Annotated in this window: 24 protein-coding genes and 1 pseudogene; 15 read left to right on the top strand and 10 right to left on the bottom strand. The window is 67.5% G+C overall.

Going from position 1 to position 26,202, the window contains the following annotated elements:
* Nucleotides 1–26: 26 nt before the first annotated feature.
* Nucleotides 27–839 carry a hypothetical protein gene (locus tag SY91_RS24190; RefSeq protein ID WP_023476378.1) on the bottom strand — a complete coding sequence of 271 codons (813 nt, stop codon included), beginning with the start codon at nucleotides 837–839 and terminating at the stop codon, nucleotides 27–29.
* 548 nt (nucleotides 840–1,387) lie between these two features.
* Here SY91_RS24190 and SY91_RS24195 point away from each other — a divergent pair.
* Nucleotides 1,388–3,358 (top strand): Xaa-Pro dipeptidyl-peptidase, encoded by a 1,971-nt coding sequence (locus tag SY91_RS24195; RefSeq protein ID WP_023476377.1) that lies wholly within the window; start codon nucleotides 1,388–1,390, stop codon nucleotides 3,356–3,358.
* Between the two features lie 131 nt (nucleotides 3,359–3,489).
* Complete coding sequence (locus tag SY91_RS24200) at nucleotides 3,490–3,858, top strand: NUDIX hydrolase (protein ID WP_023476376.1); 369 nt, start codon at nucleotides 3,490–3,492, stop codon at nucleotides 3,856–3,858.
* Between the two features lie 21 nt (nucleotides 3,859–3,879).
* Here the strand turns inward: SY91_RS24200 and SY91_RS24205 are convergent, their stop codons facing one another.
* Complete coding sequence (locus SY91_RS24205; RefSeq protein ID WP_023476375.1) at nucleotides 3,880–4,809, bottom strand: 2-hydroxyacid dehydrogenase; 930 nt, start codon at nucleotides 4,807–4,809, stop codon at nucleotides 3,880–3,882.
* Nucleotides 4,810–4,976: 167 nt separating this feature from the next.
* Here SY91_RS24205 and SY91_RS24210 point away from each other — a divergent pair, with 167 nt between their 5' ends.
* The 7 genes from SY91_RS24210 (at nucleotide 4,977) to SY91_RS24240 (ending at nucleotide 10,476) form a co-directional block, all read left to right on the top strand.
* On the top strand, nucleotides 4,977–5,900 hold the full coding sequence (locus SY91_RS24210; RefSeq protein ID WP_006493662.1) for an ABC transporter substrate-binding protein: 924 nt from the start codon (nucleotides 4,977–4,979) through the stop codon (nucleotides 5,898–5,900).
* Nucleotides 5,897–7,075, top strand: coding sequence for an ABC transporter permease (locus SY91_RS24215; protein WP_023476374.1), 1,179 nt, complete (start codon nucleotides 5,897–5,899; stop codon nucleotides 7,073–7,075). Before SY91_RS24210 ends, SY91_RS24215 begins: the two co-directional genes overlap by 4 nt.
* Entirely contained in the window at nucleotides 7,072–8,025 is a 954-nt protein-coding gene (locus SY91_RS24220; protein ID WP_006480602.1) for an ABC transporter ATP-binding protein, read from the top strand. The genes SY91_RS24215 and SY91_RS24220 overlap by 4 nt, the downstream gene beginning before the upstream one ends.
* Nucleotides 8,022–8,789 (top strand): ABC transporter permease, encoded by a 768-nt coding sequence (locus tag SY91_RS24225; protein ID WP_023476373.1) that lies wholly within the window; start codon nucleotides 8,022–8,024, stop codon nucleotides 8,787–8,789. The genes SY91_RS24220 and SY91_RS24225 overlap by 4 nt, the downstream gene beginning before the upstream one ends.
* Before the next feature lie 32 nt (nucleotides 8,790–8,821).
* A complete protein-coding gene (gene arr, locus SY91_RS24230) occupies nucleotides 8,822–9,217 on the top strand; it encodes an NAD(+)--rifampin ADP-ribosyltransferase (protein WP_023476372.1) in 396 nt (131 codons plus the stop codon).
* Nucleotides 9,218–9,374: 157 nt separating this feature from the next.
* Nucleotides 9,375–10,061, top strand: coding sequence for a lytic transglycosylase domain-containing protein (locus SY91_RS24235; protein WP_023476371.1), 687 nt, complete (start codon nucleotides 9,375–9,377; stop codon nucleotides 10,059–10,061).
* Between the two features lie 124 nt (nucleotides 10,062–10,185).
* Nucleotides 10,186–10,476 carry a hypothetical protein gene (locus SY91_RS24240; RefSeq protein ID WP_023476370.1) on the top strand — a complete coding sequence of 97 codons (291 nt, stop codon included), beginning with the start codon at nucleotides 10,186–10,188 and terminating at the stop codon, nucleotides 10,474–10,476.
* Between the two features lie 85 nt (nucleotides 10,477–10,561).
* On the opposite strand, the gene SY91_RS24245 is transcribed toward SY91_RS24240, so the two are convergent.
* From SY91_RS24245 to SY91_RS24280, 8 genes are all read right to left on the bottom strand, one after another.
* On the bottom strand, nucleotides 10,562–11,914 hold the full coding sequence (locus SY91_RS24245) for a HipA domain-containing protein (RefSeq protein ID WP_023476369.1): 1,353 nt from the start codon (nucleotides 11,912–11,914) through the stop codon (nucleotides 10,562–10,564).
* Nucleotides 11,914–12,249, bottom strand: coding sequence for a helix-turn-helix domain-containing protein (locus SY91_RS24250; protein WP_043887612.1), 336 nt, complete (start codon nucleotides 12,247–12,249; stop codon nucleotides 11,914–11,916). Before SY91_RS24250 ends, SY91_RS24245 begins: the two co-directional genes overlap by 1 nt.
* 254 nt (nucleotides 12,250–12,503) lie before the next feature.
* Nucleotides 12,504–12,944, bottom strand: a complete 441-nt coding sequence (locus SY91_RS24255) for a dihydroneopterin aldolase (RefSeq protein WP_023476367.1) — start codon at nucleotides 12,942–12,944, stop codon at nucleotides 12,504–12,506.
* Nucleotides 12,941–13,573: a sarcosine oxidase subunit gamma gene (locus SY91_RS24260; RefSeq protein ID WP_012339473.1), complete on the bottom strand. Its 633-nt coding sequence runs from the start codon at nucleotides 13,571–13,573 to the stop codon at nucleotides 12,941–12,943. Before SY91_RS24260 ends, SY91_RS24255 begins: the two co-directional genes overlap by 4 nt.
* A complete protein-coding gene (locus SY91_RS24265) occupies nucleotides 13,563–16,574 on the bottom strand; it encodes a sarcosine oxidase subunit alpha family protein (protein ID WP_023476366.1) in 3,012 nt (1,003 codons plus the stop codon). The genes SY91_RS24260 and SY91_RS24265 overlap by 11 nt, the downstream gene beginning before the upstream one ends.
* Nucleotides 16,571–16,885: a sarcosine oxidase subunit delta gene (locus SY91_RS24270; RefSeq protein ID WP_023476365.1), complete on the bottom strand. Its 315-nt coding sequence runs from the start codon at nucleotides 16,883–16,885 to the stop codon at nucleotides 16,571–16,573. The genes SY91_RS24265 and SY91_RS24270 overlap by 4 nt, the downstream gene beginning before the upstream one ends.
* Nucleotides 16,886–16,910: 25 nt before the next feature.
* Nucleotides 16,911–18,155, bottom strand: a complete 1,245-nt coding sequence (locus SY91_RS24275) for a sarcosine oxidase subunit beta family protein (protein WP_006480591.1) — start codon at nucleotides 18,153–18,155, stop codon at nucleotides 16,911–16,913.
* 14 nt (nucleotides 18,156–18,169) lie between these two features.
* Nucleotides 18,170–19,555: an L-serine ammonia-lyase gene (locus SY91_RS24280; RefSeq protein ID WP_185921409.1), complete on the bottom strand. Its 1,386-nt coding sequence runs from the start codon at nucleotides 19,553–19,555 to the stop codon at nucleotides 18,170–18,172.
* A 286-nt stretch (nucleotides 19,556–19,841) separates the two neighbouring features.
* Here SY91_RS24280 and SY91_RS24285 point away from each other — a divergent pair.
* The 6 genes and pseudogenes from SY91_RS24285 to SY91_RS24310 all read left to right on the top strand — a co-directional run bounded on the left by SY91_RS24285 (nucleotide 19,842) and on the right by SY91_RS24310 (nucleotide 26,171).
* Nucleotides 19,842–20,914: pseudogene (locus tag SY91_RS24285) on the top strand (GlxA family transcriptional regulator).
* Between the two features lie 190 nt (nucleotides 20,915–21,104).
* The gene (locus SY91_RS24290; protein ID WP_006480587.1) at nucleotides 21,105–21,809 is read left to right on the top strand and encodes a FadR/GntR family transcriptional regulator; all 705 of its coding nucleotides are present in this window, start codon (nucleotides 21,105–21,107) and stop codon (nucleotides 21,807–21,809) included.
* A 52-nt stretch (nucleotides 21,810–21,861) separates the two neighbouring features.
* Entirely contained in the window at nucleotides 21,862–22,758 is an 897-nt protein-coding gene (gene ltnD, locus SY91_RS24295; protein WP_404990018.1) for an L-threonate dehydrogenase, read from the top strand.
* Between the two features lie 19 nt (nucleotides 22,759–22,777).
* Nucleotides 22,778–24,079, top strand: a complete 1,302-nt coding sequence (otnK, locus tag SY91_RS24300) for a 3-oxo-tetronate kinase (protein ID WP_006480585.1) — start codon at nucleotides 22,778–22,780, stop codon at nucleotides 24,077–24,079.
* Nucleotides 24,076–24,714 carry an aldolase gene (locus SY91_RS24305; protein ID WP_011547029.1) on the top strand — a complete coding sequence of 213 codons (639 nt, stop codon included), beginning with the start codon at nucleotides 24,076–24,078 and terminating at the stop codon, nucleotides 24,712–24,714. Before otnK ends, SY91_RS24305 begins: the two co-directional genes overlap by 4 nt.
* A 131-nt stretch (nucleotides 24,715–24,845) precedes the next feature.
* Complete coding sequence (locus tag SY91_RS24310) at nucleotides 24,846–26,171, top strand: MFS transporter (protein ID WP_023476361.1); 1,326 nt, start codon at nucleotides 24,846–24,848, stop codon at nucleotides 26,169–26,171.
* Nucleotides 26,172–26,202 lie beyond the last annotated feature (31 nt).

Here is a 26,202-nt window from a genome sequence, read left to right on the forward strand (position 1 = left end):
GCGCAATCGGCGCGAATGGCGCGGCGTTACGCGATCTCGTGGAAGCCGACGCTGTTGCCGCCGTCCGGCGTGTAGCCGGCGAGCACGTCGAAGCCGACGTTGACGAGTTCCGTGCGCATGCCGTAGGACTTGTTGCCGGACGAGTCGACGAAGATCGCCGCGCCCGACGATAGCTGGCGCGCGGTGTTCAGCAACGCAAGCGTGCCGCGCGCGGTGCCGGCCGACGGCTCGATCATCAGCGTCGTGCCGTCCTGCGTGGTGAAGTGCCCGCCGGGCGCCACGGGCGGCGGGTTGTCCGCGACCGACCGGTTGAGCAGGCTCATGAAATGAAAGCGCGCGTCGGCGCCCTGACTAGCCGCCGCGCGATCGCTGTCCGTGAACGTGTCGCCGCGCACGGCCGCACCCTGCGCGGCGATATCGACGGCCTGCTCGTGAAAATCGCGCGTCGCGAGCACGAGACCGGCGTTCGAATTCAGCGTCGACTCGATCCATGCGCGATCGCTGTCCGTCATCGTCTTCGACACGACCTTGATCCGGCCGGCGTCGGTCACGAAGTCGAACTGCGCATCGGCCAGATCCGGCCGCTTCGCGACGATGTCCTGCAGGCTCGTCGCGAGCGCGTCGGTCACGCCGCGCAGCTTCATCGACAGGTCACCCACCATCGACAACTGTTTCGTCATCGCCGCCTGCTGCGCTTGCGGATCGATTGCCCGGACGCTGATCGGCGCGTCTTGTGGTGCGCCGGACGCCGTCGCGTCCGTCGTCTGGCGCCCGTCCAGCGCCGCCTGCGCCATTTGTGCGAGCGTAAGGCCGCCCGCCGCCGTGACCGTAATCGTCATTGCCCTCTCACTCGTTTTAAGCGTGTTTTTCATTGTTTACGGACGGATTGCCGGGAAGTTGAGCGCGCATGTCACACACGCGTCGAAACTTTGTTTGATTTGAACTAAAAAAGTTTGACACGAACATTTCACTGAGATAACTTTTGCGCAAGCTTCCGGAAAGCAATCCGGCCGGCGTGCCGACTCGCGTCGCGCTTTCCTGCCGTTGCAGCACCGCCGTTCGCAACACTCCCGCCTCATCGCATCGCGCCGTTCCGTTTCATCCGAAACCTGAAGGAAGCCCGGGCATGCCCGCATTTGATTCGCAGTCCTGCATTCGTAGCGCACCGCCGCACTGACGATTTCCGTTCGGGGCGATCACTCGCCTCGACGCCGGCCGGATGCGCGCCGCCTGACGCGCGCCGGCACCGGGCGAGACGCTCATCCATCTCCCCCGCCGTTTTTGATGGTGCAGTTCCGCTTCAACCGACGCAGCACCCGGCCAGGCCGCAGGGGGCGTATCGCGAGCCGGCCGGTTCCAGACAAACACAAGAGACGAGGTCGATTCAATGAACATTCATCGAACCGGAGTGCGGCGCGCATGGCTGCCCGCGCTCGTGGCGGCCGCGACGCTCGCCGCGTGCGGCGGCGACGACGGCGGCAGCGTGGCGGGCGTGTCAGCGCTCGCGCAGGGCCAACAGGAGGGGGCCGCCGCCGCGGCCGATACAGCCGGTGGGCCATCGCTCGCGTCGCGCTTTTCGCCGTCCGGCGTGCCGTACGCGAACCCGGCGAGCGGCGGACGCTACAAGCCGGTGATCAGCAACGGCCAGGTGCAGCCATCGCTGTCGGGCGGCACGATCGAGGAAAACGCGTGGGTCGACACGCCGGTCGATTCCGACGGCGACGGCACGCGCGACCGCATCCACGTGCGCATCGTGCGGCCGTCCGAAACCGCGAACGGCGCGCGCACGCCCGTCATCGTGCTCGCGAGCCCGTATTACGCGGGGCTCGCCGACAGCCCCAACCACGACGTCGACGTCGAACTCGACGGCACGCCGCATCCGGCCGCGACCGCCGGTGCCGCGGCATCGGCGTCCACGCGCATCCTGGCCGCCGCGCCGCAGTCGCGGATGCTGCAGCAGGTCGAGGCGGCCGCCGCCGGCCGCTCGTGGATCGAAAGCTACTTCGTGCCGCGCGGCTTCACGATCGTCTACGCGGATTCGCTCGGTACCGCCGGCTCGGACGGCTGCCCGACGATCCTGACGCGCGACGAATCGGTCGCGATGGCGTCGGTGATCCGCTGGCTCGGGCGCGACGCGACCGCGAAGGACGCGAACGGCAAGACGGTCGTCGCGAACTGGTCGACCGGCCACGTCGGCATGTACGGCGTGTCGTACGACGGCACGCTGCCGAAGATGGTCGCGAGCCTGCGCACGCGCGGGCTCGACGCGATCGTGCCGATCGCCGGGCTGTCGAACATGTACGGCTACTACCGCTCGGGCGGCCTCGTGCGTGCGCCGGAAGGCTATCAGGGCGAGGATGTCGACGTGTACATCAAGGCGCTGCTGACCAACGCGCATCCGGAGCGCTGCACGCACCTGATCGACGAAGCGCTGCAGCAGGAAGACCGCAAGACCGGCGACTATTCGCCGTTCTGGGCCGCCCGCGACATCCCGACCGCATTCGCGGTCGCGCCGGCGCTCGTCGCGCAGGGTCTCACCGACGACAACGTGCGCGTCGACCAGTCGACGTCGTGGTATCTGGCGATGCGACGCCAGGGCGTGCCGACCCAGCTGTGGCTGCATCGCCTGAAGCACACCGATCCGACCCGGGTGCCCGGGATGGCCGACGCGTGGACCGCGGAGGTGAACCGCTGGTTCACGCGCTACCTGATCGGCTATGACAACGGCGTCGAGCAGGATCCGCGCGCGGTGGTCGCGCAGGCGGACGGCACGCTGCTGAAGGAAGCGGACTGGGCCGCGCGCCACGCGACGCCGGTCACGTACTTCGCGGGCGGCGACGGCGCGAGCACCGGCACGTTGCTGCGGCTGCCGAGCGGCGGCCCGCTCGCGCGCTTCACCGACGATGCGCGCATTCCCGCGCTCACGTTGGCGAACACGGCGACCGGCGAGAACCGCAGCCGCTTCGAGACGGCCCCGCTGACGGCCGCGGCACGCCTGTCCGGCGCCGCGACCGCACGCGTCAGGCTGACCTTCACGGGCGTCGCGAACGTGACGGCCTTGCTGGTCGACCGCGCGCCGGACGGCACGGCGACGATCGTCACGCGCGCATGGACCGACCCGCGCAACCGGCTGTCCGAGTGGGTGTCGCAACCGGTGCTGCCCGGCATGCCGTACGACCTGAAGCTGACCTTCATGCCGCGCGACTACAAGCTGGAAGCCGGCCACCGGCTCGGGCTCGTCGTCCTCTCCAGCGACTACGAGGCGACACTGCGGCCGACGCCCGGCACGGGCCTGACGCTCGATCCGGCCGGCACGTCGGTAACGGTGCCGCTGGCTTCGCCGTCGACCGGCGCGTAGTCGTGCGCCGGCTGCCGGCGTAACGGCGCCGCGTTCCCCGCCCGCATGCCCGTCGATGCGGGCGGGGAATCACTGCAAGAAGGGAACACCTGCGCTAGGCTGCAGAAATCGAATGCCCACGGTGAGCCCCCATGATTCCCCTCAGCGCCAAAGCCATCGTCCGCGATGGCCGTTCCGTCCTGTTCCTGCGCAATCCCCGCGACGAGTGGGAGCTGCCGGGCGGCTGGCCCGAAGCGGGCGAATCGCTCGAAGACGCCGTCACACGCGAAGTGCAGGAGGAATGCGGAATCGTCGCATCGGCGATCCGCTACGTGGGCAGCCGTTCGTGCGAGGTCGTGCCGGGCAAGCGCGTCCTGATCGTGTGCTTCCGGTGCGAGGTCGATCGCCGTGAAATCGTGCTGAGCGACGAGCACCACCAGTTCGGCTGGATCGACCTCGATGCCGCCAAGCCGGCGAACCTGCCGGATTTCTACTGGGCATTCTGCAAGCAGGCGGACTGATTCGACGCCGCCGCCCGGCGCTCACACCGGCGTCAACACCGGCTGCCCCGTGAAATGCCGCGCCGCGTTGTCGAGAAATTGCCGCACCGAGCGATCGAGCGCCTCGGGCGACCAGCCGCCCATGTGCGGCGTGAGCACGACGCTGTCGAGATCGGTCAGCGCACGCGGCGGCTCCGGTTCCCCTTCGTACACGTCGAGCCCCGCGCCCGCGATGCGCTCTTCGCGCAGTGCGTCTGCCAAAGCAGCGGTATCGACAACACTGCCGCGCGATACGTTGACGAGAAAGCCGCCCGGGCCGAGCGCATCGAGCACGGTGCGATCGATCAGATGCCGCGTGCCCGCGCCGCCAGGCGTCGCGACGATCAGGAAATCGGCCCACTGCGCGAGCGCGTCGACCCGGTCGAAATAGCGGTACGGCACGGGCTTCTCCGAGCGGTTGTGATAACCGATCTCGATGTCGAAGCCGGCCGCGCGGCGCGCGCACTTCTCGCCGATCTTGCCGAGCCCGACGATGCCGAGCTTCTTGCCCGACACGTTCGGCGGCATCGACAGCCCGTCGCGCCACACGCCCGCGCGGGTCTTCGCATCGAGCTGCACGACGTTGCGCACCGCCGCGAGCAGCAGCGCGAACGCGTGATCGGCGACGCAATCGTCGTTGGTGCCGGCGCCCGTGACCACGGTGATGCCGCGCGCCTTCGCGTGCGCGACGTCGATGTGCTCGTAGCCCGCGCCGAGCGCGCTGACGAACGTGAGCCGCGGCAGCCGGTCGATCTCGGCGGCGGTCAGCCCGGTGCTGCCGTTGGTCAGCACCGCACGAATCGTGCTGCCGTGTTCGGCGATCGCGCGTTCGCGCGCATCGGGCGTCGGGGCATAACGCACGTCGAACGACGCGGCGATCTCGCGATGCGCGTCGCCGCGCAGCGCGATGAGGACCAGCAGCTCGGGCTTCATGTCAGCAAATGTCCGCAGGCAGGGAACGAATTTCAGTGTAACAAGCCCGCATGACGGATGCGGGTTATCCCCACACCGGCTGTGGACACGCCGCCGCACGCGGTTTGCCAAAGCCGGCTCAGTCAAGTAACTTTCGGCGTACGCCCCCGTCCTGGAGATTGGCCCCGATGAAGCTCGCCCTGCCCGCCCGGATCCTGGGCCTCGCGTTCGCCGCCGCCATCGTGGCGCCCGGCGCGCACGCCGACACGCCCGTCGTGGTGTCGTCGAAGATCGACACCGAAGGCAACTTGCTCGGCAACCTCATTTCACAGGTGCTGAAGGCCCACGGCATTCCCGTCACCGAAAAGATCGCGCTCGGCACGACACCGATCGTGCGCAAGGCGCTCACGAGCGGCGAGATCGACGTCTACCCCGAATACACGGGCAACGCCGCATTCTTCTTCAACAAGGCCGACGACCCGGTCTGGAAGAACGCGAGCCAGGGCTACGACACCGCGAAGAAACTCGACTACGCGGCGAACCATCTCGTGTGGCTCGCCCCGGCGCCCGCGAACAACACGTGGGGCGTCGCGCTGCTCGCGCCCGTCGCGCAGTCGCAGCACCTGAAGACCTTCTCCGATTTCGGCAAGTGGGTGGCCGGCGGCGGCAAGGTGAAGCTCGCGGCCTCGGCCGAATTCGTGAACAGCGCGTCGGCGCTGCCGTCGTTCGAGAAAGCGTACGGCTTCAAGCTGAAGCCCGAGCAGCTCGTCGTGCTGTCCGGCGGCGACACGGCCGCGACGATCAAGGCCGCCGCGAACCAGACCGACGGCGTGAACGCCGCGATGGTCTACGGCACCGACGGCGGCATCGCATCGAGCGGCCTCGCGGTGCTCGACGACGACAAGCACGTGCAGCCCGTCTACGCGCCGGCGCCGGTGATCCGCGAAGCCGCGCTGAAAGCGCATCCGCAGATCGCCGACTTGCTCAAGCCCGTGTTCGCGAGCCTCGACCTGAAGACGCTGCAATCGCTGAACGCCCGCATCCAGCTCAACGGCGAGCCGGCGGCCGGCGTCGCGAAAAGCTACCTGAAAGCGAAGGGTTTCGTGAAATGACGGAGCGTGCGGCCGCGTCCGCGCGGCGCGTCACGCTCGACAAGGTCGGCATCCTGATCGGCATCCTGACGATCGTCGCCGTGTTCGGCCTGTCGTTCGCGGTGCTGCGGCCGAACCGGATCGCGGCCGGCACCGGGCTGTCGGTGTTCGCCGCGCTGCCGCCGATGCAGGGCGCCGCACTCGCCGCGCTATGGACCGTCGGCGCGCTATGGGCGATGACGGCGAGTCGCCCCGCGTGGCGGCTCGCGGCCGGCTGCGCGGGGCTCGCGACGCTCGCGTATGCGGTCGGCGCGGCCGCAACGCATGTCGTCGCGCCCGACGACATGCTGGCCCGCGTGTCGCCCGACGCCGGCGTCTGGCTGCTGCTGTTCGCGTGGGCCGTGCTGATCGCCGACGCGCTCGCGCGCCTCGCGTTCGGCCCGTGGCGGCGCCTCGCCGCGCTCGCCGTCGCGATAGCAGCGGTTTCCGTGCCGCTCGCGAGCGGCTGGTGGGACGGCCTCTCCGTGATGCGCGAATACGCGGTGCGTAGCGACGATTTCTGGCGCGAGGCGATCCGTCACGTGTCGCTCGCGGGCGGCTCGGTCGCCGCCGCGCTCGTCGCCGGCGTGCCGCTCGGCATCGCCTGCGCGCGCATCGCGGCGGTGCGCACCGTCGCGATGCCCGTGCTCAATATCGTGCAGACGATCCCCAGCATCGCGATGTACGGGCTGATGATGGCGCCGCTCGGCCTGCTCGCCGCGCACGTGCCGCTCGCGGCCGCGCTCGGCATTCGCGGGATCGGCGTCGCGCCGGCCGTGCTCGCGCTGTTCCTGTATTCGCTGCTGCCGATCGCCTCGAGCGTCGTGGTCGGGCTCGAACAGGTGCCGCCGCACGTGACCGAAGCGGCCCGCGCGATGGGCATGACGCGCGTGCAGCGGCTGCTGCGCGTCGATCTCGTGCTCGCGCTGCCGGTGATCCTGAGCGGCGTGCGCATCGTGCTCGTGCAGAACATCGGCCTGACCGCGGTGGCCGCGCTGATCGGCGGCGGCGGGTTCGGCACCTTCATCTTCCAGGGGATCGGGCAATCGGCCGCCGATCTCGTGCTGCTCGGCGCGATCCCGACGATCGCGCTCGCACTGGCGTCCGCGGTCGTGTTCGAAGCCGCGACGTCGCTCGCGAAAGGGCGTGCAGGATGATCGAGATCGAACGGATCGGCAAACGCTTCGGCGACGCGCTCGCCGTCGACGACGTATCGCTGACGGTGCAGCGCGGCACGATCACCGCGCTCGTCGGCGCATCGGGCAGCGGCAAGTCGACGCTCCTGCGCATGATCAACCGGCTGATCGCGCCCACCAGCGGCACGATCCGCATCGACGGCGTCGATACGGCAACCGTCGCGCCCGAGCAATTGCGGCGCGGCATCGGCTATGCGATCCAGGGGCATGGATTGTTTCCGCACTGGAGCGTCGCGCGCAACATCGCGACCGTGCCGCGCCTGCTCGGCTGGCCCGCCGAGCGCATCGACGCGCGCGTGAACGAACTGCTCGACCTGTTCCATCTCGCGCCGGCCGAGTTCGCGGGCAAGCTGCCGCACGAACTGTCGGGTGGCCAGCAGCAGCGTGTCGGCGTGGCGCGCGCACTCGCCGCCGAGCCCGCGATCCTGCTGATGGACGAACCGTTCGGCGCGCTCGATCCGATCATCCGCAACAAGGCGCAGGACGACCTGTTCGCGCTGCAGCGCCGCCTCGGCATCACGGTCGTGATCGTCACGCACGATATCGAGGAAGCGCTGAAGCTCGGCGACACGATCGCGGTGATGGACGGCGGGCGACTGCTGCAGGTCGCGTCGCCGGCCGAGATTCTCGGCGGCCCGGCACCGGGTGTGGTCGAACAGCTCGTCGCGGGCGTCGACCGGCCGCTGCGCCTGCTCGCGCTGACACCGATCGACACCGTGGCCGAAGCCGGCCACGTCGATGGCGAACCGATCGCCGCGACGCGCACGCTGCGCGATGCGGTGTCCGAATTGTTGTGGCGCGGCGTCGATGCGCTGCCCGTGGACGATACGGCCAACGGCACGCCCAACGCACGCGGCCCCCGCCACATCACGCTCGACGCGATCCGCGCACACGCGAGGAAGCCCGCATGACGACCCGCGGCAGCGTGCAGTTCAAGCAGTCGTCACTTTCCGCGTACGTCGCCCGCGCGGCCGCGCTCGCGCTGCTGCTCGTGCTGCTGTTGCGCCCCGCGTGGCTGCAGGGCCTGTTCGCGCCGTTCGCGGACAACGGCGCGCCGGTGATCTACGATCGCGCGAGCCTGCTCGATCTCACGCTCGCGCATCTCGGCACGGTCGCGCTGTCGAGCCTGATCGGCACGATCGTCGCGGTCGCGGCCGGCATCGCGGTCACGCGGCCGTTCGGCGCGGATTTCCTGCCGGTCGCGCGCAGCGTCGTCGATATCGGCCAGACCTTCCCGCCGGTCGCCGTGCTCGCGCTGGCCGTGCCGGCCGTCGGCTTCGGCTTGAAGCCGGTGCTGATCGCACTCGTGCTGTACGGGCTCCTGCCGATTTTCGAAAGCACGATCGCGGGGCTCGAGGACGTGCCGCGCGACGTCGTCGACGCCGCGCGCGGGATGGGCATGAGCGGCTGGCAGCAACTGGTGTCCGTCGAGCTGCCGCTCGCGTTCCCGGTGATCGTCAACGGCATCCGCCTCGCGGTCGTGATCAATCTCGGCACCGCGACGATCGGCTCGACGGTGGCCGCGCGCGGGCTCGGCGACGTGATCATCGCGGGCCTGCAGACGTCGAACACCGCGTTCGTGCTGCAAGGCGGCGTGATCGTCGGCTTGCTCGCGGTGCTCGTCAGCGATGCGATCGGCGCGATTGCGCGGGCGGCGAGCGCGCGGCGCGCGTAGAAGCCGTCACGGAATTTTTCGAAGGAGCAACCATGGCTGTGCTCGACACCGGCCCGTTTTTTCATGGCACGAAAGCGGATTTGCGGATCGGCGACTTGCTGACGGCAGGCTTCCGATCGAATTATCGGCATGACGTCGTGATGAATCACATTTATTTCACGGCCCTGCCCAAAGGCGCCGGCCTGGCTGCGGAAATGGCCAAAGGCGACGGCCGGCCGCGGGTCTACATCGTCGAGCCCACCGGCGAATTCGAAAACGACCCGAACGTCACGGACAAGAAATTCCCCGGCAATCCGACGCGATCGTATCGAAGCACATCGCCTTTGAAGATCGTTGGCGAACTCGATAGCTGGGAACCCTACGATCCGGAGTTCATCGAGCAGCTCAGAATCCGCATCGAAACCGGTATCGGCGAGATCATCAACTAGCGTTCATCCGGACTCCGATGCGTGTCCGCGCAACGATCGGCGCGTCGATCATCGCGAATGTGACAAGCCTACACGTCGCTTTCATTCGAACCCGCCCTCGACCACCCGCCGCGATTGGTCGATATACTATGCGCCTCCCATTTCCCTGCACTCCACCATGCGACGACGGTTCTTCTGGCTGATCGTGCTTTCGCTCGGCATTGCGCAGCACGCCGCGGCGCAGCAGGCGCCCGCCTTGCCTGCCTCTGCGCCCGAAGCAGCCGCATCCGCGCCAGGCGACGCATCCGCACCGCTCGCCAACGATCAGCCCAACGAAGCAAACCGCCGCATCACGTCCTACCTGACGAAGAAATTCGGCGTCGCGAAGGAACGCGCCGCGAAGCTCGCCGATATCGTGAGCGTCACTGCGACGAAATATTCGCTGCCGCCGGCACTCGTTTACGCGATTATTTCGATCGAATCGCGCTTCCAGGAAAAGGCGCGCGGCCAGCATGGCGCGACCGGGTTGATGCAGGTCGTGCCGTCCGCGCACCGCGGCATGCTGCGCAACGTGAAGGATCTGACGGAGCCGAATGCGAACGTCGAAGTCGGCTCGCGCATTCTGTCGGGCTACGTGAAGGCGGCCGGCGGCAACGTGCAGGCCGGGTTGAAGAGCTACAGCGGCGGATCGAGTGCGTATGCGGCGAAAGTGATGCAGCGGGTCGATTCGTTCCGGTTCGTACTCGAACCCGAGGACGATGCGAAAAGCGCGAATACCGCGAACGACGCGAACAACGCGAAGGCGCACATGGTGCCGGTCAGCGATCCGTCACCGGCGCCCACCGCGAACCGCAACGCGAAGTAAGCAATGGGCTCCCGCGTTCGCGCGGCTCCGGCCCGACGCTGTGCGGCCCGGCTGCTTGCCATGGCTGCGCTGTCGGCCAGCCCTGTATCGGCTTTCGCTGTCGTCGACTGCGAACGGGCCGACGATGGAAGCCGTGCGGCGCTGCGTGCTCGATCAGCAGCTGCAGCAAGTCGACAGCGCGTACCGGTCGCTTGCTCGCAAGCTGCGCCAACGCAACCCCGACGCTGCCGCCCAACTCGCGAAATCGCAGACGGGTTGGGCCGGTTTTGCCGGCGATACTTGTGACTACGTGAAGACCACCAATCCGCAGCAGATGATTCCGAGTGACGCCTGGCTCAACTGTTGGGTGGATTTCAGTCGGGCACGCGGGCGCATCCTGAAGAAGTGGGAAGCCCAGTTGACGCAGCCGAACTGAACTGCCGCCCATCCCATATCACCCGTCATTCCTGCACGCAACGCGGGCGCAGACGTGGCGTGCCGATGGTCGGTGAAGCACACGCTCAGAGCAGCGTAACGTCGACCTTGGGCACCATGGGCGCAATACGCGTGATGCGTTCCGCCTGCACTCGCACGTACTCGGCGATACGATGCACCCACGCACGCTCGTCGCCCATATAGACGCCCGACTCCGTCAACCCGGGAACCAGTTCCGCAGCCAGCGTCGCCATCCGCGTCATTTCACGCGCAACGAGCGCCGGCCGGATCTGCACGCGATGCGCGAAGTCCGCGAGCGCGAAAGCGGTCAGTTCCTCGGTCCGGAATACATCTCCGTACGCCATCGCCATGTCCTGCACGTAAGCGTCGCCGTACACGTTCACGCATACCAGATCGTAAAACGGCGCCGGCTCGAGCCCGGTGCTGCTGACAAAAAACGAAATGTTCTTGCCATGCGCGTCGCTGTTGCCGATCAGCAGTTGCAGCAACGCCCAGCGCAGCATGACTGTGCGCGCGACGGCCGGTGTCTCCAGAGACGATGTCAGCGAAAACAGCTTCTCGAAGCTCACGCCTTCGCGAATATTGCGCACGTCCGCGTTGTTGCCGAGATTGCGTTCGTATTTGAGCGTCGCCGGCAAGTCGAGGGCCTGGCATCCATCGATGACATGAAGCCGTCGCACAGCGCTCACGCGCTGCGGGTCGTCCGGGTCGGTCGTCACGAGCCGGTCGAATCGCTCGATCAGCAGAATCGGCTCGGGGATGCGTCGAATCTCGACATGCGCGACCGGCAAACCCATGCGGGCTGCCAACGTCATGCAGAAATGCTCGTTGGCGACCATGAATGGCGCGTTCGGGCTGCGCGACTCGGGCTTCAGAATATGCGAGCTGCTCAGTGCCCCGTCCACAAGCGCGATATGCTCGCCTTCGACGAGCACCTGCAGCTTGTCCTGATGGCCGGCGATCGACAGGCGCACCCGATCGTCCCAGACGGGAAACGGGATCGCATCGCGCTTGCGAATACGGTCGGCCAGTTCCTCCGCGGAGATCGGTCGGCGCACGGGTTCGAGAGGTTCGGATGCCCGCCCGGCCTCATCGTCGTCCGGAATGAAGCTCAACGCACCAACGGGCTCCTTGCCGAGCATCCGGATCAGGCCGAATACGTTGTCCTTCGATATCTGATACATCGATGCGGCCACGTCGAGTGCGCGGCCCTCGGGAAGCAGATTGCCCACGAAGCGCTGGATCGCGCCCGCCGGCGGCTTGCCGCCATCGAGCGGAATGCACGGCGACAACGCAAACGCGTCTGCCCGCGCGAGCCACGCCGGATCGTAGGAAAAACCGTAGTCGTCGCGGCGGGCATCATAGGTCAGTTGTCCGACCGGCAAGCCGTCAGCCGAAATCCGCAGGCGATGGATCATCACGCGCCCTCGGACGAACGGGACGTGCTAGGCGAAACGGCACGTATCGTCGCGTGATCGCGCACTGCCTTGCGCGCCACCTGAACGTCGCGTTTCGGCACGACGAGCAAATTCAGGCCAAAGCCGTCCAGCACCTTGAACAACTTGTCGAGACTCACCGCGCGCCCGTTTTCGAGGCGTGACAGTACGTCCTTGGAGACGCCGAGCATGTCGGCTGCATCGTCGATCCGCATCTGGTTCTGCGCGCGCCGGTTGCGCACGAGCGCCCCCAAGGTGGCGAGATCCGGTGCGAGCGGGTCAGGTATCGCGACGGGTTGCGGTAAGGTGCGGGCCATAATTCCGAAATTTCAGGAACAAAGCGCCATCGAAGGGCGATCGACAGCATAGTTACGAGAATATCGGAATTATAGTGATTCGTCGGCCGGATCGCCAATTATTCCGATATTTCAGGAACAAAAATACAAAGTCCGGCGACGACTCATTATTCTCATATTTCAGGAACTATAAACGAGTGCGGCGGCGCATTCGCGCCGCCGCCCCATGGAATCGCCGGATCACCTCCCTCGTGCCTTGATCCGGCCCCCTCCGATCAAAGCTGCCCCGCCGCCCCCGTCCACCGCAGGTAATCCCCGCGCGTCCAGTCGAGCGACACGCCGACGCGCTTCGTCCCCGGCCGGATCTTCGGCTTGTACATCGACAGCGTCAGCGATTCCAGCGCCGGCCATTCGCGGAACGACAGCACCGCGAGATCCGCGACGAGCGTCTCCAGCAGCCGCGTATGCGGCTTGTGCGACAGGAACGACGCCACGCGCGCGCAATAGCCGTCGTAGTCGATCCACTCGCCCTGCTCGCTCGGCTCGCACCGATACCCGAGCCGCGCGTCGATCACGACCGGCTGCGGCGCTTCATGCTCGTGCGCATGAATGCCGATCCGCGCGGGCACCTTCAGTTCGTCGACGAACACGCTCCAGCCGCGCCCGCGCAGGCGCGGCGCGTCGATCGCCACGAACGGTTCGTCGAACGGCTTCATGAGACGAGCGGCGCCGCGGCGTCGAGCATGATGCGCACGAAATAATCGGCGAAGCTGCGACGCAGGACGATCTCGAACGTGTCGTCGCCGGTCGGGATCAGCGTGATCGGCGACTTGAAGTAGTGCGACTGCGCGCACTGGCCCGGCTTGAACACGCGCGGATGCAGATCGAGCGGGCAGCCGCGCGCGATCACGTCGCGCACGCGTTCGCCGCTGATCTCGACCACCGTGTAGCCGCTGCCGACGTCGACGGCCGCCGCATACGAGCCCTGCACGGCCTCGGCCAGCTTCGCCTCGAGCACGCCGGCCTGGACCGGCCCGTTCGACCGCACGAGCCATTCGTCGGGGCCGAGCCACAGCACGTCGTATTCGGCACCACGCGCCACCGTGTTCGGCGCCGCGGGCGGCAGGCAGCCGACCACGCGCTCGAACGCGGCGACGAAGGCCGGATCGCTCAACTCGCCGCGCACGTTGACGAGATCGAGGAACGGCCGCTCGCGCAGCGTGAACTTCTTCGACGCGCGCGCCTGGTGCGCCTTCAGCACGTCGGCCGCGCCGACGAACGGCGATTCAAGCGTCACGCCGCCCGCACCCGCCACCTGCGTCTGGTTTCTCGTTTCATTCCACATGCTGACGCACCCCTTCGGTATCGTAGAAAACCGGGCTGGAGATCTTCGCGGTGATGCGCCGGCCGTTGGCCAGCGGAATCACGACGCTCTCGCCCATCTTGTTCAGGCCGCCCTTCACCACCGCGAGCGCGATCGAGCGCTTCAGGATCGGGCTGTAGTAGCTCGACGTCACGTGGCCGATCATCGGCGTCGGATCGGTGGCCGACACCTGCGTGTCCTTCGCGATGATCTGCGCGCCTTCCGGCAGCACGAACTGTTCGTCTTCGGTCAACAGGCCGACGAACTGCTTGCGGCCTTCCTTCGCGGTATCCGAACGCGACAGCGAACGCTTGCCGAGGAAGTCCTTCGACTTCGCGACGACGCCGCCCATCCCGAGGTCGAACGGCGTGATCGAGCCGTCGGTGTCCTGGCCGACGATGATGTAGCCCTTCTCCGCGCGCAGCACGTGCATCGTCTCGGTGCCGTACGGCGTGATGTCGAACTCGGCACCGGCCGCCATCAGCGCTTCCCACACCGCGCGGCCCGCATTCGCCGGCACGTTCACTTCATAGGCCAGCTCGCCCGAGAAGCTGATCCGCATCACGCGCGCCTTCGCGCCGGCAACCGTGCCGTTGCGGTAGCTCATGAACGGGAACGCTTCATTGCCGAAGTCGATGTCCTGGCACACCTTCTGCACGACCTTGCGGCTCTTCGGGCCGACCACCGCGAACGTCGCCCAGTGATCGGTGACGGACGCGAGCCGCACCTTCATGTCGGGCCATTCGGTCTGCAGCCAGCGCTCGAGCCACGTCAGCACGCGCGCCGCGCCGCCGGTGGTGGTCGTCATCATGAAATGCTGGTCGGCGAGGCGCACGGTCACGCCGTCGTCGAACACCATCCCGTTTTCGTCGAGCATCAGCCCGTAGCGGCACCTGCCCACTTCGAGCTTGTTCCATGGGTTCGTGTACATCCAGTTCAGCAGCTTCACCGCGTCCGGGCCCTGGATGTCGATCTTGCCGAGCGTCGACGCGTCGAGAATGCCGACGCCGTTGCGCACCGCGAGGCATTCGCGCTTCACGGCCGCATGCAGATCCTCGCCGTTCTTCGGGAAGTACCACGGGCGCTTCCAGTTGCCGACGTCCTCGAACATCGCGCCGTGCTCGACGTGCCATTCGTGCACGGCCGTCTTGCGGATCGGGTCGAGGAAATCGCCGGTCTCGCGGCCCGCGAACGTGCCGAACGACACGGGCGTGTAGTTCGGGCGGAACGTCGTCGTGCCCGTTTCCGGAATCGTCTTGCCGAGCGCACCCGCGAGGATCGCCATCCCGTTGATGTTGCCGAGCTTGCCCTGGTCGGTGCCGAAACCCATCGCCGTGTAGCGCTTCACGTGCTCGACCGACTCGAAGCCTTCACGCGCGGCGAGCAGGATGTCGGCCGCCGCGACGTCGTTCTGGAAATCGACGAACTGCTTCGGTCCGCGCGCGGCTGCCTCGCGGCTCCCGACGAGCCACAACGGTTGCAGCGCGCCCTCGACGGCTTCGGCGACCTGCGGTGCGGCCGGACGTTGCGCGGCCGTGAAGCCCGCGGCCTTCGCCGCTTCCACGCCCGCATCGACCGCGAGCCGCAGCGCACGAGCCAGCCCGAATTCGCCGGCCGCCGCACCGATGCTCGCTTCCGCCTGCACCGGCTTGCCCGGCAGGAAACACGCCTTCTCGTCGTTCCAGCACGCCTTGCCGCCCGATTGCGCGAACAGGTGCAACACCGGGCTGAAGCCGCCCGACATCGCGACGAGGTCGCACGGCAGCGTCTGCAGCTTGCCGCCAGTCTGGCCGTTCGAGTAGGACGCGACGTCGACCGACGATACGCGCCACTTGCCCGAAGCGGCCGTGACGACCGCACCGCTCATCACCGTCACGCCCTGCCGCTTGGCTGCGGCCGGCAGCGCGCCGTTCGACGATGCGCGGGAATCGACGACCGTCACCTTCGCGCCGCACGCCTTCAGGTCCAGCGCGGTCTGGTATGCACGATCGTTGTTCGTGAACACGACCACGTTGCGGCCCGGCAGCACGCCGAAGCGATGCACGTAGGTGGACACCGCGCCCGCCAGCATCACGCCCGGCAGGTCGTTGTTGCCGAACACGATCGGCCGCTCGTGCGCGCCGGTCGCGAGGATCACGCGCTTCGCGCGGACCTTCCACAGCAACTCGCGCGTGCCCTTGCGCATCGATACCGGCAGGTGATCGGTCAGGCGCTGCGTGACCGTCACGAGGTTGTGGTCCTGATAGCCGAACGCGGTGCTGCGCGACAGGATCGTCACGTCGGGCAGCTTGCGCAGTTCGGCCTCGATCTTCTCGACCCATTGCAGCGCGGGCTTCGCGTCGATCTCCGCGCGGCACGACAGCAGGCTGCCGCCGAGTTCGCGCTGGTCGTCGACGAGGATCACGCGCGCGCCGGCCGTGGCGGCCGCATGCGCGGCGGCGAGGCCCGACGGGCCACCGCCGACCACGAGCACGTCGCAGTGCGCGTAGCACTTGTCGTAGCGATCGGCGTCGAGCACTTCGGGCGCCTTGCCGAGGCCGGCCGCTTCACGGATCTTCTCTTCGTACTTCGGCCACATGTTGCGCGGCCACATGAAGGTCTTGTAGTAGAACCCGGCCGGCATGAAGCGCGAGAACTTCTGGTTGATCGCGTACTTGTCGTTCTCGAGCGTCGGCTCGGCGTTCACGCTCGTCGCGACGAGGCCCTGGTACAGCTCGATCTCGGTCGCGCGCGCGTTCGGCACCGTGTACGGGCCGGTTTCGAGCTGCACGACGGCATTCGGTTCGGCCACGTCCGCCGTGACGATCCCGCGCGGGCGGTGATACTTGAAGCTGCGCGCGACGAAATGCACGCCGTTCGCGAGCAGCGCGGACGCGAGCGTGTCGCCCTGGAAGCCCTGGTACGTGCGGCCGTTGAACGTGAACGTCAGCGGAATCGCGCGATTGATGCGGCCACCGGTGCCGAGGCGGTCTTTCTGGCTCATTTGCTCGTGCCCTCTTCGTGTGCGTTGCCGGCAGCGGCGCCACTGATGGCAGCCCCGCCGAACTTTTCGTAGCCCTTGATATCGTAGGTGACCGTGTCGCGCGTCACCTTGAACCAGCGGCGGCAGCCCTGCGTGTGCAGCCATTGCTCCTTGTGCAGCCCGCGCTTGTTCTCGCGCATGAACACGTATTCGCCCCATTCGCGGTCGGTCATGGTTTCGTTCGCCACCGGGCGCACGATGTCGGCTTCACCGCCGCACGTGAACTCGGATTCGGCGCGCGGCCCGCACCACGGACATTCGATCAGCAACATGTTTCTTTCTCCAATGGTGACTGGGTTAGTGCGCGACGGCGGCGGCGCCGTGCTCGTCGATCAGGTGGCCCGTATAGAAGCGGTCGAGTGCGAACGGCGCGTTCAGCGGATGCGGTTCGTCGCGGGCGATCGTGTGCGCGAACACCCAGCCCGAGCCGGGCGTCGCCTTGAAGCCGCCGGTGCCCCAGCCGCAGTTGAAATAGAGGCCCTTCACGTCGGTCTTGGTGATGATCGGGCATGCGTCCGGCGACACGTCGACGATGCCGCCCCACTGGCGGTTCATCCGCACCCGCGAGAACACCGGGAACATCTCGACGATCGCCTGCAGCGTGCTCTCGATGATGTGGAAGCTGCCGCGCTGGCCGAAGCCCGTGTACTGGTCGATACCGGCGCCGATCACGAGGTCGCCCTTGTCGGACTGGCTGATGTACGCGTGCACCGCGTTCGACATGATCACCGAGTTCACCACCGGCTTGATCGGCTCGGACACCAGCGCCTGCAGCGGATGGCTTTCGATCGGCAGACGCACGCCGGCCATGTCGGCGAGCGTCGTCGTGTTGCCGGCGGCCACCACCGCGACCTTCTTTGCCTTGATGAAGCCCTTCACCGTATCGACGCCGACCACCGCGCCGCCTTCGCGGCGAATGCCCGTGACCTGGCAGTTCTGGATGATGTCCACGCCGGCGCGATCCGCGCCGCGTGCGAAGCCCCAGGCCACCGCGTCGTGACGCGCGACACCCGCACGGCGCTGGATCGATGCGCCGAGCACCGGGTAGCGGCTGTTCAGGTTGATCGTCGGCTCGATTTCCTTGATCTGTGCGGGCGTCAGGAATTCGGCATCGACACCGTTCAGCCGGTTCGCGTTCACGCGGCGCTCGGTGTCGCGCACGTCCTGCAGCGTGTGGGCCAGGTTCATCACGCCGCGCTGGCTGAACATCACGTTGTAGTTCAGGTCCTGCGACAGCCCTTCCCACAGCTTCATCGCCTTCTCGTACAGCGCGGCCGATTCGTCCCACAGATAGTTCGAGCGCACGATCGTCGTGTTGCGCGCGGTATTGCCGCCGCCGATCCAGCCTTTCTCGAGGATCGCGACGTTCGTGATCCCGTGCTCCTTCGCGAGGTAGTACGCGGTCGCGAGGCCGTGGCCGCCGCCGCCGACGATCACGACGTCGTATTCCTTCTTCGGCTCCGGGCTCTTCCACTGCTTTTCCCAGTTCTCGTGATACGAGAGGCCGTTGCGGAACAGGCTGAATATCGAGTAGCGGCTCATGTTTGGATCCTTCGTTAGCATTCGATGACGTTCACGGCGAGGCCGCCGCGCGACGTTTCCTTGTATTTCGTCTTCATGTCGGCGCCGGTTTCGCGCATCGTCTTGATCACGGAATCGAGCGATACGTAGTGCTGGCCGTTGCCCTTGAGCGCCATGCGCGACGCGTTCAGCGCCTTGATCGCGCCCATCGCGTTGCGCTCGATGCACGGGATCTGCACGAGCCCGCCGACCGGGTCGCAGGTCATCCCGAGGTTGTGCTCCATGCCGATCTCGGCCGCGTTCTCGACCTGGTCGGGCGTGCCGCCCATCACGGCGGCGAGCGCGGCGGCGGCCATCGAGCACGCGACGCCCACTTCGCCCTGGCAGCCGACTTCCGCGCCGGAGATCGACGCGGTTTCCTTGTAGATGATCCCGATCGCCGCGGCCGTCAGCAGGAATTCGACGATGCCGGCTTCGTTCGAGCCCGGCACGAACTTCACGTAGTAGTGCAGCACCGCGGGGATCACGCCGGCCGCGCCGTTGGTGGGCGCGGTGACGACCCGGCCGCCGGCCGCGTTCTCTTCGTTGACGGCCATCGCATACAGGTTGACCCAGTCGAGCATCGACAGCGGGTCGCGCAGCGACTCTTCCGAACGCGAACGCAGGCGGCCGTTCAGCTCGGCCGCGCGGCGCTTCACGCGCATCGGCCCCGGCAGGTCGCCCTCGACCTTGCAGCCGCGCTCGACGCAGGAGGCCATCGTGCGCCAGATCGCGAGCAGCCCGGCGCGCACTTCGTCGGCGGGACGCAGCGCGCATTCGTTGCGCAGCATCAGTTCGGCGATCGACAGCCCGTGTTCGCGGCACTGGCGCATCAGGTCGTCGCCGGTACGGAACGGATACGGCACCTCGACCGCCGCACGCACGCCGTTCACGCGATCGCCGTCGCGGTTCACGACGAAGCCGCCGCCGACCGAGTAATACTCTTTCTCGACGAGCAGCTGGCCGTGTTCGTCGAATGCCTGGAAGCGCATCCCGTTCGGATGCACGATGCTCGTGCCGCTCATCAGCTTGCGATAGAAGCCGATGTGTTCCTTCTCGTCGAAGCGCACCGTCTGCTTGCCGAGCAGCGACAGCGACTTCTCCGCGCGGATCGCGGCGAGCCGCGGCTCGATCAGGTCCGGATCGATCGTGTCGGGCAGGTGGCCCTCGAGGCCGAGCAGCACCGCCTTGTCGGTGCCGTGGCCCTTGCCGGTCGCGCCGAGCGAGCCGTACAGCTCGACCCGCACGCGGCGCACGAAGCCGAGCAGGTTCGCGTCCTCCACGTGCGACGCGAAGCGGCACGCGGCGATCATCGGGCCGACCGTATGCGAACTGGACGGGCCGATGCCGATCTTGAACAGGTCGAACGCGCTGACGTTCATCTGGCTTCCTTTGGGTTGCATGCGTGAAATGTCGTTGGGCCCCAGTACATCAAAGCGTAAAATCGGCCGATAGAACAAAAACGGCATCGGCGTGGGATAGCGCCGCCAAGCGCCGCGCCGGCCGGCCCGAAAGTGCGTTTTGGCGATGGTTCGCGACGGAAAACCACAAGTCCGGCCACGGCCGATCGGCGACGCTGGCTGCATCCGCGCCGCCTCCGGCCGCCGCAACCCGCAAACCGAGTGAAACGAGTGAGACCGCCTGCCCGGCGTGAAGAGATTGGCCGCGATGACCCCCGACGTACCCGCTTCCCCCTCGCAGAACCCGCGCCGCGGCGCATCCGCTTCGGCATCGTGCTGCTGCCGAACTTCACGCTGACGGCCTTCTCCGGCTTCGTCGACATGCTGCGGCTGTCGGCCGACGACGGCGACTACAGCAAGCCGGTGCGCTGCGCATGGAGCGTGATCGGCGAGACGCTCGCGCCGGTGCGCGCGAGCTGCGGGATCCAGATCACGCCGTGGGAGACGTTCGACGCGGCCGAGCCGTTCGACTATGTGGTGGTGGTCGGCGGGCTGCTGCATTCGGGGCCGCAGGCCGGCCCTGAAACGCTCGACTTCATCCGCCGCGCGGCGACGGGCGGCGCGACGGTCGTCGGCATCTGCACCGGCGTGTTCACGCTGATGCGCGCCGGCGTGCTCGACGGCTACCGCACCTGCGTGAGCTGGTTTCATTACTGGGATTTCATCGAGCGCTTTCCGTCGGCCGATCCCGACCTGCTGATCGCCGACCGGCTGTTCGTGATCGACCGGCGCCGGATCACGTGCTCGGGCGGCCGCGCGTCGATCGACGTCGCCGCCGCGATCCTGCTGCGCCATTTCGATCATGCGACCGTGCAGAAGGCGCTGCGCATCCTGCTGGTCGGCGAGATGCAGAAAGGCAACGCGCCGCAGCCGCATCCGCCGGGCCTCGAGCCGGCGACGCATCCGAAGGTCAAGCGCGCGATTCTTCTGATGGAACAGCACGTCGGGCGTGCGCTGCCGCTCGAGGAACTGGCGTGCAAGCTCGACCTGTCGACACGGCAGCTCGAGCGGCTGTTCAAGGCGGAAACCGGCAAGAGTCCGCAGGCCTTCGCGAAACAGGTGCGGCTGCGCACGGCCGCCTGGCTGCTGACGAGTTCGGACCGCACGGTCGCCGATATCGCGTCGAGTTGCGGATTCGCCGATGCGTCGCACCTCGGGCGCGAATTCCGCAAGCAGTTCGGCGTGCCGCCGGCGACGTATCGCGAGCGCGGCGGCGACGTGGCCGAAGTCGATGCGGCGCTCGATGCGTCGGCCGACCCGGTCGAGGACATCGCCGACTGACGCCCCCGGGGCACTCGCCCCTTTCTTGGCCAACCGCAGGAACGGCGCACGTTCGCATCGGTTTCGAATCTTTTGGAACCGGTTCCAATCCACTTAGCCGACGTTGACTTCCGTAAACGAGGGTTATTCCGGATGCTGTCATTCGCTCAAATTTGTATGATGACCACATCACCTTACAAACCTGAGCATCATGTTCGAGAAAATTCCCGCCCGCGCGATGAGCGACCATGTCGCGCAGCAACTGCTCAAGCAGATCGAAGTGGGCAGCTTCTCGGCTACCGGCAAGCTGCCGACCGAAGCCGTGCTCGCGCAGGAATTCGGCGTGAGCCGCACCGTGATCCGCGAGGCGATCTCGCGGCTGAAGAACGAAGGCGTGGTCGAGCCGCGCCAGGGCAGCGGCGTATTCGTGAACCAGCACGGTGCGATCCGGCCGCTGCGGATCGACTACGCGGAAGCCGTCGAGGCGAGCTCGCTGCCGCACCTGCTCGCGGTGCGCCGCGCGATCGAAGCTGAAGTCGCGGCCGAAGCCGCGCTGCACCACACCGCCGACGACATGGCCGACATCGACGACGCGCTGCGCAAGATCGACGCAGCGGTGGCCGAAGGGCGCGACGGCGTCGCGGAAGACGTCGCGTTCCACCGCACGATCGCGGCCGTCACCGGCAACCCGTATTTCCTGAAGACGCTGCAATTCCTGAACCAGTACCTCGAAGCCGGCGTGAAGGTCACACGCAGCAACGAAGCGACGCGCGAGGATTTCTCGCGGCAGGTGCGCGAGGAGCACGCGGCGATCGCCGACGCGATCCGCGCACGCGACCCGATGGCCGCCCGCAACGCGGCGCGCACGCACATGTACAACGCCGCCCGCCGTCTCGCGGAAGCCGGCATCTGCTGAAGCCGGCGGCGCCCGCCGCCGTTGTCCAGAACCTCTCTCGAATCGATCAAGGTTGACCATGTCACGAAATGTTGGAGTCATCGGCCTCGGCGCGATGGGCCTCGGCGTCGCACGCTCGCTGCTGCGCGCCGGCCTGCGCGTGCACGCATGCGACGTGCGCGACACCGTGCTGCAGGCGTTCGCCGCCGAAGGCGGCATCGCGTGCGCGACGCCAGCCGAACTCGGCGCGCAGTGCGACGTCGTCGTCACGCTCGTCGTCAATGCCGCGCAAACGGAAACGGTGCTGTTCGGCGAACACGGCGCGGTCGCGGCGATGCAGCCGGGCGGTGTCGTGATCGCGAGCGCGACCGTCGCACCCGAATTCGCGGTCGCGCTCGGCGCACGCATCGAGGCCGCGGGCCTGCAGATGCTCGACGCGCCGGTGTCGGGCGGCGCCGCGCGCGCGGCCTCCGGCGAGATGACGATGATGACGTCGGGCCCGGCCGCCGCGTATGCGGGCTGCGAGGACGTGCTCGCCGCGATCGCCGGCAAGGTGTACCGCCTCGGCGACGCGCACGGCATCGGCTCGAAGGTGAAGATCATCAACCAGCTGCTGGCCGGCGTGCATATCGCGGCGGCCGCCGAAGCGATGGCGCTCGGCCTGCGCGAGGGCGTCGACGCCGATGCGCTGTACGACGTGATCACGCACAGCGCGGGCAATTCGTGGATGTTCGAGAACCGTGTGCCGCACATCCTGAGCGGCGACTACACGCCGTTGTCGGCCGTCGACATCTTCGTGAAGGATCTCGGCCTCGTGCTCGATACCGCGCGCCGCAGCAAATTCCCGCTGCCGCTGTCCGCCACCGCGCACCAGATGTTCATGAGCGCGTCGAGCGCCGGCCACGGCGGCGAGGACGATTCCGCCGTGATCAAGACTTTCCCCGGCATCACGCTGCCGCCCGCCCGCTGATTCGAACGACGTTCCCGCCATGACCGCTTCCGCTTCCCGTCCCCTGCTCGGCTGCATCGCCGACGATTTCACCGGCGCGACCGATCTCGCGAACATGCTCGTCAAGAGCGGCATGCGCACCGTGCAGACGATCGGCGTGCCCGCCGACGGCGCCGCTGCCGACACGATCGTCGACGCCGACGCGATCGTCGTCGCGCTGAAGTCGCGCACGATCCCCGCCGCCGACGCCGTCGCGCAATCGCTCGCCGCGTATGAATGGTTGCGCGCGCAAGGGTGCCGCCAGTTCTTCTTCAAGTACTGCTCGACGTTCGATTCGACCGACGCGGGCAACATCGGGCCGGTGGCCGACGCGCTGCTCGATGCGGCCGGCGGCGACTTCACGATCGCGTGCCCGGCGTTCCCCGAGAACGGCCGCACGATCTACCGCGGCCACCTGTTCGTCGGCGACGTGCTGCTGAACGAATCGGGGATGGAAAATCATCCGCTCACGCCGATGAAGGACGCGAACCTCGTGCGCGTGCTGCAACGGCAGACGAAGTCGCCGGTCGGCCTGATCCGCTACGACACGATCGCGCTCGGCGCGGCGGCCGTGCGCGCGCGGATCGACCAGCTGCGCGCGGAAGGCGCCCGTTTCGCGATCGCCGACGCGCTGTCGGACCGCGATCTCTACGTGCTCGGCGAAGCGTGCGCGGGCCTGCCGCTCGTCACCGGCGGCTCGGGCATCGCGCTCGGCCTGCCGGCGAATTTCCGCCGCGCGGAGCAATTGCCCGAGCGCGACAACGCGGCGTCGCTGCCGCGCATCGACGGCCTGTCGGCCGTGCTCGCCGGCAGCGCATCGAAGGCCACCAACGCGCAGGTCGCCGCATGGCGCGCGACGCGGCCGAGTTTCCGCATCGACCCGCTCGCGGCCTCGCGCGGCGAGCCCGTCGTCGATCAGGCGCTCGCGTTTGCGCGCTCGCACCTGCCTCAGCCCGTGCTGATCTACGCAACGGCCACGCCCGACGAAGTAAAGGCGGTGCAGCAGGCGCTCGGCGTCGACGCGGCCGGCCATCTCGTCGAAAGCACGCTCGCGGCGATCGCCCGCGGGCTGCGCGAACTCGGCGTGCGCAAGTTCGTCGTCGCCGGCGGCGAGACGTCCGGCGCAGTCGTGCAGGCGCTCGACGTGAAGTCACTGCAGATCGGCGCGCAGATCGATCCGGGCGTACCGGCCACGGCCACCATCGACGCGCAGCCGCTCGGCCTCGCGCTGAAATCCGGCAACTTCGGCACCACGGACTTTTTCGACAAGGCGCTGCGCGCGCTGGACGGAGCCGCACGATGAGCGACGAAGCGAAACTGCGCGAAGAGATCTGCGTGGTCGGCGCGAGCCTGTATGCGCGCGGCCATGCGGTCGGCAGCGCCGGCAACATCAGCGCGCGCCTGCATGACGGCTGGCTGATCACGCCGACCGACGCCTGCCTCGGCCGGCTCGACCCGAACGACATCGCGAAGGTCGGCACCGACGGCCAGCCCGTATCGGGCGGCAAGCCGTCGAAGACGCTCGCGCTGCATCGCGGCATCTACGCGCGCAACGCGGAAGCGAACGGCGTCGTCCACACGCATTCGACGCATCTCGTCGCGTTGACGCTCGCCGGCGTGTGGCGCGACACCGACGTGCTGCCGCCGATCACGCCGTACTACGTGATGAAGGTCGGCCACATCCCGCTGATCCGTTACCGCCGCCCCGGCGACCCGGCCGTCGCGGCCGAAGTCGCGGCGCTGGCCGACCGGGTGCGCGGCGTGCTGCTCGATCGGCTCGGCCCCGTGATGTGGGGGCCGTCGGTATCGCACGCGTCGTACGCGCTCGAGGAGCTCGAGGAAACGGCGCGGCTGTGGTTGATGACGCAGCCGAAGCCCGAACCGCTGACCGACGCGGCGCTCGACGAACTGCGCCAGACCTTCGGCGCGCGCTGGTAACGCGTCGCATCCTGATCGCACAGTAGTCCATACCGATTTCCATGCCCGCCGTGTGCGCGGGCCTTTCCGTCAGCACACACACGATCCGGCGGCGTACGCGCCGCCGGCACACCATAGTCCTGGAGACGACGATGACTGCTCTCGACGCGGCCGCAAGCCGCTCGCCCGCCGCGGCCGCCCAATCGGGCGAACTCGACCGCACCTACAAGAAAGTGTTCTGGCGCATCGTGCCGTTCCTGATGCTCTGCTATGTGGTCGCGTATCTCGACCGCGTGAACGTCGGCTTCGCCAAGCTGCAGATGTCGCAGGATCTCGCGTTCAGCGAAACCGTGTTCGGACTCGGCGCCGGCATCTTCTTCCTTGGCTACTTTCTGTTCGAACTGCCAAGCAACCTGCTGATGCACCGCATCGGCGCGCGCATCTGGATCGCGCGGATCATGATCACGTGGGGCCTGCTGTCCGCGCTGTTCGCGTTCGTGCAGACGCCGACGCAGTTCTACGTGCTGCGCTTCCTGCTCGGCCTCGCGGAAGCCGGCTTCTATCCGGGCGTGATCCTGTACCTGACGTACTGGTTCCCGTCGCATCGCCGCGCGAAGATCATCGCGGTGTTCATGTCCGCGATTCCAGTGTCGGGCATCTTCGGCAACCCGCTGTCGGGCTGGATCATGGAGCGCTTCCACGGCGGCTCGGGCTTTCACGGCTGGCAATGGATGTTCATGATCGAGGCCGTGCCGGCCGTGCTCATCGGCATAGCGACGATCCTGTATCTCGACAACAGCATCCGCGGCGCGAAGTGGCTCGACGAGCGCGAGAAGCAGCTACTCGAGGACGAAATCGCCGCGCAGCCGCAGGAACAGCAGCAGCATGGCCATTCGCTGAAGGCCGTGTTCTCCGACCCGCGCATGTGGTGGATGTCGCTGATCTACTTCGCGTTCGTCACCGGCCAGTACGGCCTCACGTTCTGGATGCCGACGCTCGTCAAATCGACCGGCATCACCGATACGCTGCAGATCGGCCTGCTGTCGGCGATTCCGTTCGTCGTCGCGATCGTCGTGATGAACCTGTTCGGCCACAGCGCGGACAAGCGGCGCGAACGCCGCTGGCACCTGATCGTGCCGGCGCTGATGGGCGCGATCGGGTTTGCGGTCGCCGCGTCGTACTCGCACAATACGGCGGTGTCGATCGTGTTCCTGTCGCTCGCGGCAGGCGGCGTGCTGACCTGCGCGCCGCTGTTCTGGTCGCTGCCGACCGCGTTCCTCGCGGGCTCCGCGGCCGCGGCCGGGATCGCGATCATCAACTCGGTCGGCAACCTCGCCGGTTTCGCGAGCCCGTACGTGATCGGCTACCTGAAGGACGCCACGCACAGCATCGCGTCCGGCATGTACGTGCTCGCGGCAATGCTCGTGATCGGCGCGATCGCCGTGTGGCTCACGCCCGCCAAACTCGTGAACCGCTGATTCACCGCTGGACGACTCATCATTCGACGCG

This window comes from Burkholderia cenocepacia (assembly GCF_014211915.1).
GTDB lineage: Bacteria > Pseudomonadota > Gammaproteobacteria > Burkholderiales > Burkholderiaceae > Burkholderia > Burkholderia orbicola.